The organism is Caballeronia sp. LZ019 (assembly GCF_031450825.1).
In the GTDB taxonomy this organism is placed as follows: domain Bacteria; phylum Pseudomonadota; class Gammaproteobacteria; order Burkholderiales; family Burkholderiaceae; genus Caballeronia.
The window spans coordinates 521,527-536,228 of the sequence record NZ_JARTVZ010000001.1; the positions used below are offsets into that span (position 1 = coordinate 521,527).

The 14,702-nt window shown below is 62.7% G+C and carries 14 protein-coding genes; 7 read left to right on the top strand and 7 right to left on the bottom strand.

Translation table 11 applies throughout. The features are described from left to right. A complete protein-coding gene (locus tag P9255_RS02260) occupies positions 1-741 on the top strand; it encodes a response regulator (protein WP_309768669.1) in 741 nt (246 codons plus the stop codon). After that, on the top strand, positions 738-2,081 hold the full coding sequence (locus P9255_RS02265; RefSeq protein ID WP_309789094.1) for a HAMP domain-containing sensor histidine kinase: 1,344 nt from the start codon (positions 738-740) through the stop codon (positions 2,079-2,081). Before P9255_RS02260 ends, P9255_RS02265 begins: the two co-directional genes overlap by 4 nt. An 11-nt stretch (positions 2,082-2,092) precedes the next feature. Here the strand turns inward: P9255_RS02265 and P9255_RS02270 are convergent, their stop codons facing one another. Next, positions 2,093-3,799, bottom strand: coding sequence for a cytochrome c biogenesis protein DipZ (locus tag P9255_RS02270; protein ID WP_309789095.1), 1,707 nt, complete (start codon positions 3,797-3,799; stop codon positions 2,093-2,095). 205 nt (positions 3,800-4,004) lie between these two features. On the opposite strand from P9255_RS02270, the gene P9255_RS02275 reads away from it, so the two are divergent. From P9255_RS02275 to P9255_RS02285, 3 genes are all read left to right on the top strand, one after another. Next, positions 4,005-4,556, top strand: a complete 552-nt coding sequence (locus P9255_RS02275) for a thioredoxin family protein (protein WP_309768672.1) — start codon at positions 4,005-4,007, stop codon at positions 4,554-4,556. A gap of 281 nt (positions 4,557-4,837) precedes the next feature. Further along, positions 4,838-4,945 carry a hypothetical protein gene (locus P9255_RS27250; RefSeq protein WP_404980244.1) on the top strand — a complete coding sequence of 36 codons (108 nt, stop codon included), beginning with the start codon at positions 4,838-4,840 and terminating at the stop codon, positions 4,943-4,945. A gap of 182 nt (positions 4,946-5,127) precedes the next feature. Next, positions 5,128-6,150 carry an SGNH/GDSL hydrolase family protein gene (locus P9255_RS02285; protein WP_309768673.1) on the top strand — a complete coding sequence of 341 codons (1,023 nt, stop codon included), beginning with the start codon at positions 5,128-5,130 and terminating at the stop codon, positions 6,148-6,150. Between the two features lie 19 nt (positions 6,151-6,169). On the opposite strand, the gene P9255_RS02290 is transcribed toward P9255_RS02285, so the two are convergent. The 4 genes from P9255_RS02290 to P9255_RS02305 form a co-directional block, all read right to left on the bottom strand. Next, the gene (locus P9255_RS02290) at positions 6,170-6,391 is read right to left on the bottom strand and encodes a hypothetical protein (RefSeq protein ID WP_309768674.1); all 222 of its coding nucleotides are present in this window, start codon (positions 6,389-6,391) and stop codon (positions 6,170-6,172) included. A 179-nt stretch (positions 6,392-6,570) separates the two neighbouring features. After that, a complete protein-coding gene (locus tag P9255_RS02295) occupies positions 6,571-7,728 on the bottom strand; it encodes a hypothetical protein (RefSeq protein ID WP_309789096.1) in 1,158 nt (385 codons plus the stop codon). A gap of 368 nt (positions 7,729-8,096) precedes the next feature. Beyond that, the gene (gene glf / locus P9255_RS02300) at positions 8,097-9,269 is read right to left on the bottom strand and encodes a UDP-galactopyranose mutase (RefSeq protein ID WP_309789097.1); all 1,173 of its coding nucleotides are present in this window, start codon (positions 9,267-9,269) and stop codon (positions 8,097-8,099) included. Further along, a complete protein-coding gene (locus P9255_RS02305) occupies positions 9,257-10,441 on the bottom strand; it encodes a glycosyltransferase family 1 protein (protein WP_309768677.1) in 1,185 nt (394 codons plus the stop codon). Before P9255_RS02305 ends, glf begins: the two co-directional genes overlap by 13 nt. A 349-nt stretch (positions 10,442-10,790) precedes the next feature. On the opposite strand from P9255_RS02305, the gene P9255_RS02310 reads away from it, so the two are divergent. Further along, the gene (locus P9255_RS02310; protein ID WP_309768678.1) at positions 10,791-13,019 is read left to right on the top strand and encodes a family 1 glycosylhydrolase; all 2,229 of its coding nucleotides are present in this window, start codon (positions 10,791-10,793) and stop codon (positions 13,017-13,019) included. 14 nt (positions 13,020-13,033) lie between these two features. Here the strand turns inward: P9255_RS02310 and P9255_RS02315 are convergent, their stop codons facing one another. Further along, positions 13,034-13,276, bottom strand: coding sequence for a hypothetical protein (locus tag P9255_RS02315; RefSeq protein ID WP_309768679.1), 243 nt, complete (start codon positions 13,274-13,276; stop codon positions 13,034-13,036). Beyond that, positions 13,273-13,902 carry a peroxidase-related enzyme gene (locus P9255_RS02320; protein ID WP_309789098.1) on the bottom strand — a complete coding sequence of 210 codons (630 nt, stop codon included), beginning with the start codon at positions 13,900-13,902 and terminating at the stop codon, positions 13,273-13,275. The genes P9255_RS02315 and P9255_RS02320 overlap by 4 nt, the downstream gene beginning before the upstream one ends. Positions 13,903-14,119: 217 nt before the next feature. On the opposite strand from P9255_RS02320, the gene P9255_RS02325 reads away from it, so the two are divergent. Then, positions 14,120-14,695, top strand: coding sequence for a peroxidase-related enzyme (locus P9255_RS02325; RefSeq protein WP_309768681.1), 576 nt, complete (start codon positions 14,120-14,122; stop codon positions 14,693-14,695). Positions 14,696-14,702 lie beyond the last annotated feature (7 nt).

A 14,702-nucleotide genomic window follows, 5' to 3' on the forward strand; every position in this document is an offset into this window, starting at 1 on the left:
ATGGAACACACCGACCATGTGCTGATCGTCGACGACGATCGCGGCATCCGCGAATTGCTCGCGACGTATCTCGAGAAGAACGGCATGCGCGTGTCGCTCGCCGCGAATGGCCGTCAGATGCGCGCCGCGCTCGAACAGGGCGCGCCCGATCTGATCGTGCTGGACCTGATGCTCCCCGGCGAAGACGGCCTCGTGCTATGCCGCGAACTGCGAGCGGGCAAGTTCCGCGCGGTCCCGGTGCTGATGCTCACCGCGCGCAACGAGGAAGCGGACCGCATTCTCGGGCTCGAAATGGGCGCCGACGATTACTTGCCGAAGCCCTTCGCCGTGCGCGAACTGCTCGCGCGCATGCGCTCGGTGCTGCGGCGCACGCGCATGCTGCCGCCGGGCATGGAGGTGACGGAGACCGCGCCGCTGCTCGCATTCGGCGACTGGCGGCTCGATACCACCGCACGCCATCTGCTCGATGCGGAAGGCACGATGGTCGCGCTATCGGGCGCCGAATATCGCTTGCTGCGCGTGTTTCTCGATCATCCTCAACACGTGCTCACGCGCGACCAGTTGCTCAACCTCACGCAGGGCCGCCAGGCGGATGCGTTCGATCGCTCCATCGATCTTCTCGTGAGCCGCCTGCGTCAGCGTTTGAGAGACGAGGCGCGCGAGCCCCGCTACATCAAGACGCTGCGCAGCGAAGGTTATGTGTTCTCCGCCGCCGTCACGCCGCTCGGCGGCGCTCAATGAGCGCGGAGATGGGTGCATCGACGAATGCGCCGGCCATCGCATCGGCATGGCTGCACTGGCCGCGCACGCTGTTCGCGCGGCTCGCGCTGATCCTGCTGATCGGGCTCGCGCTCGCGCAGACCGCCGCGTTCTGGCTGACGATGACCGAGCGCGACCAGAGCATGACGAGCGTCATGACCGGTTATGTCGAGCGCGAAGTGGCAAGCTCGGTCGCGCTGCTCGATCATCTGCCGCCCGACGAGCGCGCCGCATGGCTGCCACGGCTTGCGCGGCGCAGCTACGAATTCATGCTCGGGCCGGGCGTGGGCGGCGCGGCGCCGGACGCCGCGTTGTCGGCGCGCTTTGCGCAGTCGATTGCCGATGGCATCGGCAAGCGATATCCGCTGACCGTGAATGCGGTACCCGGCGATACGCAGCGCTTCCAGGTGCATTTGCGTCTCACCGACGGCTCGCCGCTCACCATCGACATGCGGCCGATGCAGGGCACGCCCGTATCCGGCTGGCTGCCGTTCGTGCTCGCGCTGCAGCTCGCGGTGATCGTCGCGTGCAGCTGGCTCGCCGTGCGGCTCGCGACGCGTCCGCTCGCGCAACTCGCCCGCGCCGCCGACACGCTCGGCCCCGATCTCAAAGGACAGCGCCTGCCCGAGCACGGACCCGAGGAAGTCGTGCGCGCGGCGAAAGCCTTCAACGCGATGCAGGACCGCGTCGCGATGTACATGGCGCAGCGCATGCAGATTCTTGCCGCCATCACGCACGACCTGCAAACGCCGATCACGCGCATGCGTCTGCGCGTCGACGTGATGGACGACGATGCAACCGGCGCGAAGCTCCGGCAGGACCTTCAGGAGATGGAGACGCTCGTGAAGGAAGGCGTCACGTATGCACGCACGCTGCACGGGACGCAGGAGCCTGCGGTGCGCGTCGATCCGGACGCGCTCATCGAAAGCATCGTTGACGATTATGTCGATGCGCGCAGGAACGTGTCGCTCGAAGGACGCATCGGGCATCCGCTGGTGACACGGCCACAAGCGTTGCGGCGCATCGTCGGCAATCTGGTCGACAATGCGCTCAAGTTCGCGGACGCAGCCGAGATTCACATCGAGTCATTGGCCGATGGCCGCACGCGCGTCTCGGTGATGGATCGCGGCCCCGGAATACCCGATGCATCGCTCGAGGCGGTGTTCGAGCCGTTCGTGAGGCTCGAAGGCTCCCGCAACAGAAGCACGGGCGGAACCGGGCTGGGACTCGCCATCGCGCGCCAGCTTGCGCGCGCGATGGATGCCACGCTCACGCTCCATAACCGCGAAGGCGGCGGTCTGGAAGCGCGGCTCGTGCTTTGATCGTCTTGCGATCAGCCGAAGGTGAACGCGTAGGCCCGCGCGCCGGCATCGAGAAACTCGATCCCGAACGTGCGATCGACGATGGGACCGCTTTGCCGCACGAGCTGATAGAGACGCGCGGCGGTAACGGTTCCGTTGCCGTCCGCATCGATATCCGCGCCATGCGATGCGCCCGGCGGCTTGCCGTCGATCGTGACACGAATGCGTACCGGCTTGCCATCGCCGGCGGGCGCGAGCACGAGATGCAGGTCACGCGCATGGAAGCGATAGGCGACGCGCGCGTGCGGTGCGGCGGGAACGGCGGCTTCTGCGCCGACGGTCCATTGTCCGCCGAAGGCCCATTCGTTGAGCGCAAGCTGTTTCGGTAATGCGTAGGTTTCCGAAGCGTTCTGGATGATGCGCTGCGCAGGCGTGAGTCCTTGCGACTCGCGATAGCCGAGATACGTTTCGTTCGATGCGACCTGCGCGACATCGGCGGCCACTTGTGCGCCGCTCGCCGCCACTGCACCATCATTCGTTGCGCCCGGCGTCTTTCCGAGCAACTGACGAATGACGCCTTCGGCCTCGTCATAGCCGCCTTCGCCGAACTGGTGATACCGCACGCGCCCTTCTGCATCGACGATATAGAACGCCGGCCAATAGCGATTGCCGAACGCTTGCCAGATGCGGTAGTCGTTATCGACGGCCACCGGATACGACACGTTCAGATCGCGCAATGCTCGCTTCACGTTGCGCGTGTCGTGCTCGAAGCCGAACTCGGGCGTATGCACGCCGAGCACGACGAGCCCGTCGTTCCCGTACCGCTGCGCCCATGTCCTGAGATAAGGAAGCGTGCGCAGGCAATTGATGCACGAGTACGTCCAGAAGTTGACGACAACCACTTTGCCGCGCAATGCATCGCGTGAAAGCGGCGATGTGTTGAGCCATTCGGTCGCGCCATCGAGGGCGGGCAGCTTGCCTTCCACCGGCAAGGTCGATGGCGGCTTCGGCGGCATTGCGGAAGCCAGGCCGACGAGCCTGCTTTCGATGCCATCCGTCGATACGCCCTTCACGCTAGCGAGCACGCGCGTGTTGACGCCCGATGCGATCGCCGCAACGGTCAGCAACACGAGCGCGCCCATCGCGCGGCGCACGTGCTCGCCGATGCCGAACGAACGCTTGAGCGCATCGAGCGCGCGCTTGCCGAGCGACGACGCCACCGCGAGCGCAACCGCCGCGCCGCTCGCATACGCGGCGAGTGCGGCGCCGGTCGTCCACGTTGCGCCATCGAGCGCCGCGCCGGACAGGATCGCGCCGAGGATCGGTCCCGCGCACGGCGCCCACAGCAGGCCCGTGGCCGCGCCGAGCAGCGTTGCGGACAGAATGCGGCGCGACGCGAGTTGCGACTGGGAACGCGCGATGATCCGGTCGGCAATCGACGACAGCGGACGCGCGATGCGCGCTGCGATCGACGGAAACACCAGCGATCCGCCGAAAAGCGCAAACGTGGCGAGCGCGATCCATCGGCCATACTGGCTCAATTGCGCGGCGCTTGCGAGCCCCGCGGCACCGAGGCCGGTGACGATCGTGAACGTGCCCGCGAGACCCGCCAGAAGCGGCAGACGATCGGTAAGAAAAGGCCGGTCCGTGCGCGCGAAGACGAACGGCACGACCGGCAGGATACATGGACTCAGCACGGTAAAAGCGCCGCCAAGAAACGCGATGACGATGAGTAGCACGAGAGTCTCCACGAGGTTGAGCGATGGCCCTTATTTCACGGCTCCCATGTATCGCGTGAATGTCCGCAGTGCTGTGGTTGTGTATCGCAATGTATCTGCGCGAGGCGCCGATACACGTTGACGCGATCGCCTTCCATCGCCGACACAGTGCCGATACACCGGGGCGCTTCAATGCACTCCATCGTTAATCACCGAGGAGGTCGTCATGTTGAATCGTCTCAGGATTGCAGCCGTCGCCGTGGGAATTGCAGCGACCGCTGGTGTTGCGGCCTTTGCATCCGGGAGCGTGTCGGCGCTTGCGCCCGCCGCCATTGCGACTGGTGCGGATGCGCCGAATTTTCGGGGCATCGACAACTGGTTCAACAGCGCGCCGCTCGATCTTGCGAAGCTGCGCGGCAAGGTGGTGCTCGTCGATTTCTGGACCTTCGATTGCATCAACTGCGCGCATACGCTGCCCTATATCAAGGCGTGGGATGCGCGGTATCGCGACAAGGGGCTCGTCGTCGTAGGCGTGCACTCGCCGGAATACGCGTTCGAACGAGACACCGGCAATCTGAAGAAAGCGATCGCCCGCAACGGCATTACGTATCCGGTCGCACAGGACAATGGTTTCGCGACCTGGCGCGCGTACGGCAATCAGTACTGGCCTGCGCTGTATCTGATCGATCAGAACGGCAAGCTCGTTTATAGCCACTTCGGCGAAGGGCAATACGCACAAACCGAACAGAAGATACGCAGTCTGCTTGATGGGAGGTGATCGAAACGTGTCGTGAGCACGGTTTTCGACGAGCGTGGCGTGGCGTGGCGTGGACACAAGCAGGATGCCATCTGCCGACGTGGCCTTGCTTCCGCTCGACGAAGCTCCTGAGAAGCAACGCGCGCAGACGGTCCATAGCAATTTCGGCGAAGTTGCACCCGGCGTCGTTCACTACATCCGCGCGACAGGAGCCTCGTCGCAGTCAGTGCGCTCGTCGCGAACGGCAGGTCGCGCAGAATCCGTATCACCTCAATCGTGCGATGGACAATGTTTTGACTCGGATGGAGGCGTCGGAAGTGCTGACTCAGCTTGCGTTCCATGCGGGATGGCCGAATGTGTTGTCAGCGATGCCGGTATTCAAGGATGTGAGGAGCAAGCGAGATGGTTGAATCGCCGGCTAAGCGCTTCGCGATCGAGGGCCACAAAAGAACGAACGCGCGGTCGTCCTCAAGCCCTGTCAACATCGCACTCTTCTTGCTTATCCCAACCTCGCGTCCCTGAGCGAAGCACCGCCCATCGACGACTATCCTGAACACATTCGACCGGTCGACCGCCCCGGCATGGAGAAGCGATGCATCGCGCCGCAGTCACATCCCTTATCCGTTCTGCAATTCTTGCTGCGCTGATTGCAGTGCTTACAGCATGCGGAAGCGGAAACGATTCGAATCCCGTGAACCCGTCCGGGCCCGCAGGCGGCATCCGCCTGCAAGTCGTGGCGTTCGGCGACAGTCTCTCGGACGCAGGCACCTACGCCCCGATTGCCGGCGTCGTCGGCGGCGGGCGCTTCACGACCAATCCCGGCCAGGTGTGGGCGCAGGACGTCGCGCAGTATTACGGCGATACGCTGTCGCCCGCCTATACGATCGATCTGGGTCATCAATTACGCGCGCAAAGCGGTCTCGACTACGCGCAAGGCGGCTCGACGGTCGCCACGCCCGCGGATCAGTATCAATACCTGACCGATGTGATCGGCGACATTCAGATGCCCGTGACGCAACAGCTGTCGAGCTATGTCGCCACGCACGGCAGCTTCAATGCGAACCAGCTCGTCCTGGTCTGGGCCGGGTCGAACGACGTGCTCCGCGCAGGCAGCCCGCCTGCCGCCAACGGCACCGTCGAGACGGCAGCTACGACGCTCGCGCAGCTCGTCGCGCAGATCGTGCAGCGCGGGGCGACGCATGTGGTGCTAGTGAATTTGCCGAACATCGGCTTGTCGCCGAAAGGCATCCGGTCCGCCGATGGCGGCGCGAACTATACGCAGCTCTCGCAACTCTTCAACGCAACGCTCAACGCCGCGTTGCAGACCAACGGCGTGCAAGGCAAGGTCATCCTCGTGGATGCGTACACATGGACGACGCAGACCATCGCGAACTATCAGGCCAATGGCTTTGCCGTGTCGAATACGGGCCAGGCCTGCGATCCGTCGAAGACACCGCGCGATACGTCGCTGCTCTGCTCGCCCGCCACTTACACGACGTCGAATGCGGACCAGACCTACATGTTCGCCGATGAACTGCACCCCACGACCCGCATGCACGCGCTCTTTGCGCAGTACGTGCAGGCGCAGATCGCAGCGAGCGGGCTCGGGCGCTGAGGCACGAAACAGCGCTGAGTCAATCGGAAGATAGCGCCATCTGGCGATCGATTTCTTCCATCCCGACCGCCAGCGCGAACTGACACGCCTCGTTCGCCGATGCGAATTGCCCCAGCATGCCGGTCGCGCGCTGACGACCGGCCTTGTCGCGCAGAATGAGCATCGACGTGTAGAGGCCGTCGTCGAATGCGGCCAAAGGTGTGATGACGAAGCCCCGATAGTCCGCATGCACCTGGTTCATGCGCGTCTCCTTCATTAGGGATAGACCTAGTTCAAGGGACCGGCGAAGCGCTTGCCTGCCCGTCCTTCAGGTCACTTAACTATACGGCGGCGAGCGAAAAAGAAGCGTTGAAAGCGATTCCATGACGCGGTCCGAAAAACGCCTGTTTCGGACCGCAAGCCCGTGCAGTTTCGCGGGTATCAGCTGGATTGCCGGGCGCTCGCGGCACCGATGCGCGGGGTGCGCGCGTCGGCTGCAAACCACGCTTGCCCGATCGCATACTCGGCCGCCGCACCGAGCGCGAGAATGGCCGAGCCGATCTCCAGCAAGTGCGCCGGCGACATCGCGTTGGACAACCACCAGAACGTGAGCAGGGAACCCATGCGCATGACCCACATCACCAGATCGCGTGCCACGATGCGATCCACGAGTTCGCCGCGAATGTCCAGCGCGCGCTGATTCAGTACATGCTCACTGGCGTTAAGGAACGGCCCCGCAGCGGATCGGAGGATCGAATGCGCGACGAACAGTGCAGGCAGCCACGCGCTCGCGCCCAGGAGGACGAATGAGATCGCCACCGCGAAGCACGACCAGCCGAGCCAGCCCGAACGGTTATGCACGCCGCGGCTCTTGCGCGTGACATAGAGCGCAGCCGCACCGGCGAGGCCGGCGACGCTGGAAACCCATCCGAGATCGCTCGCCGATCCGAGCGACATCGCCGCCCCGACGGAACCCACTGCGCCGCCGACGCCAAGCAAGCCCGATTCGAGAAAGAACAGCGGCAGGCAGTTGCGAAATTCCGGTTGCGCGATGACCGCGAGTGGATTCTTCGCGGGAACCATCGGCGCTTCGGTCACGTTGCGTCCGAGCATCAGGCCGGCTCCGATGCAAACCATGCCATACAGCTTGTAAAGTGCATGGCTGCTGTTGCCGGTCTTCGCGAGGAAAAGCGTAGCAACGAGCGTTGCGACGATGCCCCCGGCAACTGCAAGCGCGCCTGAACGCGACGCATAACTGTCGCGTTCCGCGTCGCTCAGCACGCTCATTTCCAGCCAATACCGCGCGCTCCATGTGAGCCCGAGGAAAAGGCCATAGACAGCGGCCATCATCGGAACGGATTCGTTTCCGGTCAGCAAAAGCGCACCCGGAATCAAAAAGCTCAGTCGCATGAGGCGGCGCCCGGTCAAGCCGAAATACGGGCCGAGCAGATAAACGAAGAGCGCGCAGCCGCTGGCGTCGCTCAGCATGTACGCGGTGAAGCGAAACATCGCGTTAATGTCGTCGACACCAACGACGAAATAGCCGATAAACGCGGCCAACGTGCCAATCGCTCCCTGAAACGCTACAAAGAGGAGCATTTCCTGCTCGTGCTTCAACATGGTCTTGCGTGTACTCGTGGATGTCCCCGCGCGAAAGCGTCGCGCTGGGACCGGCTTGAGGCCGGAGACAATCGATTAACGGGGATCAGGCTGGGAAGATTGGTGCCGGCGCTGGCGTCCGGTAAAACCTGCCGATCCCTTAGGGAAGGCGATCAGCATTTCCGACTAGCGATCGCGCGGGAGCAAAGTGTATTCGCATCGCCGAGCAATTGGCAAGGATTTCTAGGGGTTTTTATTTAGGAGAATTATTTACCGCGTCGCTGGTGGCTCGCAGCACGCCGGCCGCCGGAAGGCGATATGGAAAAGATGACCGATGCCGGCGCGTTGCACGCCGGCATCGTTGAGTGTTACGCGGCCTGCTTCATGCCTTCCTTTTCGGCGATCCGCTGAACCATGCTCAGTGCCTGCGCGACGACCTGGTCCATGTTGTAGTAACGATAGCTTCCGAGCCTTCCCGCGAACGTCACCTCCGGCTTTGCGTCGGCGAGTTCCTGATAACGCCGGAAAAGCTCTGCGTTCGCAGGCCGCGGGATCGGATAGTACGGGTCGCCCTCGTCGCTCGGATACTCGTATGTGATGCTGGTCTTGGCGTGCGTCTGGCCCGTCAGATACTTGTACTCGGTAATGCGCGTATGCCGCACATCCTCCGACGGATAGTTCACGACGGCAAGCGATTGAAAATGCGCCTCGTCGATCGTTTCATGCCGAAACTTGAGCGAGCGATACGGCAGCCTGCCGAGACAGTAGTCGAAGTATTCGTCAATCGGGCCGGTGTAGATGAGCCGGCGGTATCGAACCTGCTCGCGCACGTCCTTATAGTCGGTTGCTAAACGCACTTCGATGTTCGAATGCGAAAGCATCTTCTCGAACATGCGGGTATAGCCTTCGAGCGGCATGCACTGGAATTCATCGTTGAAGTATCCGTCTTCGGCCGTGGTCCGTATCGGTACGCGCGACGTCACTGACCGATCCAGATCGGATGGATCGATGCCCCATTGCTTGCGCGTATAGCCGCGAAAGAATTTCTCGTAGAGCTCGCGCCCGACCTTGCTGACCACGACGTCTTCCGACGTTCTGATATCGGCCACAGGCTCGGCGCGCGCCGCCAGAAAAGCCTCGGCCTGTTCAGGCGACATGTTCATCGAATACAGCATGTTCAGCGTAGTCAGGTTGATCGGCATCGGTACGAGCATGCCGTTGACCGATGCCAGTACGCGATGCCTGTACGGTCGCCACTGCGTGAATCGCGAAAGATAATCGACGACACGCTGCGCGTTCGTGTGAAAGATGTGCGGCCCATAGCGATGAATCAAGATGCCGTCGCTGTTGTACTCGTCGTAGGCGTTCCCGCCAATATGCGGACGCCGGTCCACGACCAGCACGCGCTGGCCATATTGCGCGGCCAGTCTTTCGGCCATCACACTACCGGCGAACCCCGCGCCGACGATCAGGTAATCGAAGCCCCTGCCGCCCTTCTGGCCCGAACCTGACCATTGATTCGTACTGTCTAGCGTGCGCATTTTTGGACCTCCGCCAGCATCGCCGCGCAAGTGTTATCCCATGACATCCCTGCAAGCACGGCCCTCGCGCGAGCAACGAACGCGGAGCGGTCTGCCGAATCGATCAACGCCTCCTCGATAGCCCGCTCGAAGCCGCTCGCATCGGAAGCGATTCGCACGACGCCCGTATCGCCGTAACGCGACACGACATCCGCAATCGGTGTCGACACGACCGGACGTCCTGCCGCAAGATATTCGGGCGTCTTCGTCGGACTGATGTAGCGGGTGGACTCGTTGAGCGCGAACGGCATGAGCGCGACGTCCCAGCCCGCGAGATAGCGCGGCAAGTCGTCGTAGGTTTTCTGGCCCAGGTAGTGAATATTCGGGGCTTGCGGCAGATCGGCGGGATCGATCTTGACGACCGGGCCGAGCATGATGAACTGCCAGTCAGGCCGCGCAATCGCCAGTTCGCCGAGCAATGCGGTATCGAAGCGTTCGTCGAGCACGCCATAGAAGCCCATGCGCGGTCGCGGCAGCGCTTCCTGATCGTGCGGTTCCTCATGCCCTTCACAGGCCTTCTGGAAGTGCGCGACGTCCACGCTGCTCGGGAAAGCGTGAACGTTGCGATGAAACCGCCGCTTGGATTCGTAAAGGCTTTGCCCGCCGGTGAATACCACGTCCGCTCTTTGCATGAGACGCGCCTCGCGTTGCGAGAGCTGCGGCGGCGCCTTCTTGAAGGCCGACAGTTCGTCCATGCAGTCATAAACGACGAGACGCGCATCGAGATGGTCCGTGAACGCGAGCATCATCGGCGAGTAATACCAGAGCGCGAGATCCTGCACGTTTTCGAGCGCGAGATATTCGTCGAGCAATACGCGCTGGGATTCTTCGTCCTGTTCGCTTGTCTGGCCGGCAGGCAGACAGGGCGTGAGAATCTGTATTCGGTCGCCGGCGGCATGCACGTCGAGCCGGGGCCGCGTCTCATCGATACGTCTGGGTTCTTCGAAAAACAGCACCCGTGCATGCTTTGCGAGCCGCGAGAGCAGATGCTGCGGCCGTTGATACACGAAGTCCCATCGCAAGTGCGACAGGCACAGTACCGTCCGTGGCAGTCCCGATCTCGCCGGCACGATGCGCGGGCGAACGACATTCGACGGACGATGACCACCGCCGGACTCGGCAACGTCAGGCACGATTTGTTGTTGGGCTAGCGACTGGGGCAAGGAAGGCCTCCGTTCATACGCATGGCGGTTAATTCTCACCCGACCCGCAATTCCGCCTGTGTCCGAACGTGCAACGTTGGACCTTCAGCGCTCCTGAGAGCCGGTTGCCTTTTGCTTCCACAACGACGACGATTGCGCGAAGCATTCCATCGAACAACTAAGAACCGGGCAGACACGAGCACATCGGAGGGTTCCATTCGACGATGGGCAATCGTCGTTCCCGAACGGCTCGACGAAAAGTGAAGCGCCAGTTCGAAGCAAAGGCATATGAACTGCTCAGAGGGATGCGTCGCGTTAAATCAACGTAGAGTGCAAAGACATGGAAGAAAGGCTGGTGCTATGGGGCGGGCTGGAATGCACGATCAACCGCGTGCGGGACAGGTTCTTCAGTCAGTTGGACCGCAATGGCCACGCAACGCGCGAGAGCGACCTCGAACGCTTCGCCTCATTGGGCATCGAGGCGTTGCGTTACCCGGTGCTGTGGGAGCGAACCGCTCCGTCCGGCATCGAAGCAGCCGACTGGTCGTGGCTGGACGCGCGCTTGCCTGAACTGCGCGATCTGGGCGTCGAGCCGATCGCCGGGCTTCTGCACCACGGCAGCGGCCCCTTGCCCGGTGGACTGCTGGACCCCGATTTCGTCGAGCGTCTCGCGGAATTCGCACGTGCGGTCGCACAGCGTTATCCGTGGCTCGAGTACTACACGCCCGTCAATGAGCCGAACACCACGGCGCGCTTCAGCGGGCTCTATGGCGTGTGGCATCCGCACGGCACCGATGACCGAACCTATTTGCAGGCATTGATCAATCAATGCAAAGCCACGGTGTGTGCCATGCGAGAGATCCGCGCCTTCAACCCGCGCGCGAAGCTCGTGCAGACGGACGATCTCGGCAAGACACAAGGCACGCCTGCGATGGCGAAGCTCGTCGATTTCTACAACGAACGGCGCTGGCTTTCGTGGGACTTGCTGTGCGGCATGGTGGTGCCGGGCCATCCTCTGTGGCAATACTTCATGGACGCGGGCATCGCCGAAGACGAGGTTCTCTGGCTGGCCGACAATCCCTGTCCGCCAGACATCATCGGAATCAACTACTACATCACCAGCGAGCGATGGCTCGACGATCGCGCCGAGAATTATCCCGAGGCTTATCGTTGCGACTGGTACGGGCATCGCCTTGCGGATATCGAAACCGCGCGCGTCCTCGCAGGGCCGACAGGCGGCATCCGGGCTTTGATCGACGAGGCATGGCGGCGCTACGAGCGGCCGCTTGCGATCACGGAAGCGCATATCGACGCGACGCGTCAGGATCAGATGCGCTGGCTGCATGAGATATGGACCGCGGCAAGCGATGCACGCGAGCAAGGCGTTGACATCCGCGCGGTGACGGTCTGGGCACTGCTCGGGTCATACGACTGGAATTGCCTCGTCACCGACGATCGCGGCTACTATGAGTCCGGCCCGTTCGATGTGCGCGGCACGACACCGCGCGAGACGGCACTCGCCGCGCTGATGCGCGATCTTGCTGCAGGGAGAGCACACGATCATCCGGTGCTGCACGGCACCGGATGGTGGCGCAGGCCGGGGCGCTTTCTTTGCGAGCCGGTCGTCTACGATGCGTCGGGCGTCGTCTCGCTGCACGCGAGGCCGAAGATCGCGCCGGAAACCGCACCGCCGATACTCATCATCGGTCGCGGTCCGCTCGGTCGAGCGTTCGAGGAAATATGCGCGCAGCGCGACTTGCGATACGAGCGGCTTCCGTCGGACTTCATGCGCGGCGCCGATGCAGGTGCGATCGATCGCCTCATCGACAGGCATTCGCCCTGGGCCATCATCAATGCAGGCGAACTCATCGACGTGGACGAAGCCGAGCGTGGCGGCGGCGAGCAGCTTCGTCGCATGATGGCGCATGCAACCCGCTTCGCCATGGCTTGCGCCAAACGTTCGATCCGCTATGTGATGTTTTCGTCGGACTACGTGTTCGACGGCCTGCGCGCGCGTCCCTATGTCGAGACCGACGATGTATCGCCGGTCAACTGCTACGGCAGCATCATGGCTCAGACGGAAGCCAGTGTGCTGCGTGCCTGCCCCGATGCACTCGTCGTGCGGACGAGCGGCCTCTTCGGGCCTTGGGACGACAGCAACTTCCTTCTGGGCGCGCTGCAGGCGCTATCGCAGGACCGGCCTTTCGCCGCGGCGCATGATCTGACGATATCGCCGACCTACGCGCCCGATCTCGTCCATGCTTGCCTCGACCTGCTCATCGACGCCGAAGCGGGCATTCTTCATCTGAGCAATCGCGGCGCCGTGACGTGGGCGGACCTCGCCATTCAGGCCGCGACCATCGCGAACCTGAACGCCGATCTCATCAGCAGGCGCACTGCCAAAGAGATGAAGTTCGCGGCGGCGCGGCCTGCATACAGCGCGTTGACGAGCGACCGCGCAGCCGTCCTTCCGACACTCGACAGCGCGCTGTATCGTTATATGGAGCATTGGCGCATGCACTTGCGTGACGTCTCGGACGATGCATCGAGGCTGCGGATCGCGCGATGACTGTCGGACGCACGTTATTCGATCGGCGGCTCGAAGAAATCGGCGGAATAAGTCATGTTGAAGTATCCCGCCTGCGCGAAGAGCGCGATGCACCGAAGCCGTTCGGCGCGGGATGCCTCGCTGTCGCTGTCGTTGCGGTTCGAAGCGGCGCAACCGCACCCGCTCATCGCGCGTCTGGCTTCACGCAGAAAGCGGCGCTCGCGCGCACGTTCGGCGCGCTGGAACAAGCTGTTCAGAATCGGATGCATCGTAGTCACGCGGTCTTCAGATCGCGCCCGGTAAAGAACCGATCGTCCGGCACCACGTTCAACGCAATGGTCAAGCGGTTCGCGTAATTGAAAAAAGCCGCTATTTCCAGCACTTCGGTGACCGCTTGCTGCGTGAAGCCGATCTCCCGCAAGCGCTGCAAGTCGTCTTCACCGATGCTCGCCGGATCGCGCGTCACGCGCTCCGACACTTCCGCGAGGGCCGCTTCCTTCGGCGAGAGGCGCACATGATGAAAGCCCTGCGCAATGCGCTGCGCGCGCACCGTATCGCCGGTCACGTTCGCGAGCGCCTGCGTGTGATTGAACACACAATAGCTGCATCCGTTCGCCGCCGATGTCACCACCGCAATGAGTTCGCGCTCGGCCGCCGTCAGATGACTGCGATGCGGATCGAAGAGATGCTCGTAGAACGTGACGAGCCGATAAGCGGTATCCGGAGTCACCGATAAAGCCGCAAGCCAGTTCGGCACGAAGCCATACTGTCGCCGGAATTGCGCATGAATCGACGCGACGTGCGGCGGCAGGCGCGCTTCGTCGGGCACGACGAAGCGCGAGATCGGCTCGCGACTCACGGTGGCATCGGCGAGCGTGTCTTGTTCGGGCGCGAGCGTGGACATCGTCGGGTTCTCCTGTCGCTTCTGAAAGTGCTTCAAGGTAGCGCACGAACACGGTCACCGGTACGACCCATTTTTCATAAGCTAATCGGTGAACGCGCTGTTCCACTCGTCGCGCCGGCCGAATTTGCAAATCGCAAATCGATATTGGATCGCGCCAGAGGACGCTGCGCATAATGAATCGCAGTCTTTCCCGAACGCCCAAGACGAGGAATGCGACATGGCAGAAGTCCTCAGCGCCGATGCTCACGTCATCGGACGGCTCGACGTGCCCGATCACGACACGCTCGGCGACGATATCCGCGATCTCGTCGACAAGCACGACGGCGACAACTGGATTCGCGCGCTGTCCGTGAACCCGGAGACGGCACGCCGCTTCACGCAGTATTTCGAGAAGCTTTTCAGCGCGACCGAAGGGCGCCTGCCGCTCGACGAACGGGAACTGATCGCGGTGATCGTATCGCGCACGAACGGCTGCGGGCTATGCACGATTCATCATGCACATGCGCTCGCCGCTGCTTTGCGGGACCGCGTGCGTGCACGGCGCATCACGCTCGATCATCACCTCGCCGATCTTTCGCCGCGTCAGCGCGCACTCGCCGAAATTGCCGAGACCATCACGATATCGCCGCGTTCGATCACGCCGCATCACATCGAACGATTGCGACGCCTCGGCCTCGACGATGCCGACATTCTCGAAGCGATCGAAACGGCATCGTGGTTCAACCATACCAATCGCATCTTCATTGCAACGGGCGTCGTGCCGGACGAGAAGTATTTCTCGACGCTTGCCTGAACCCCGC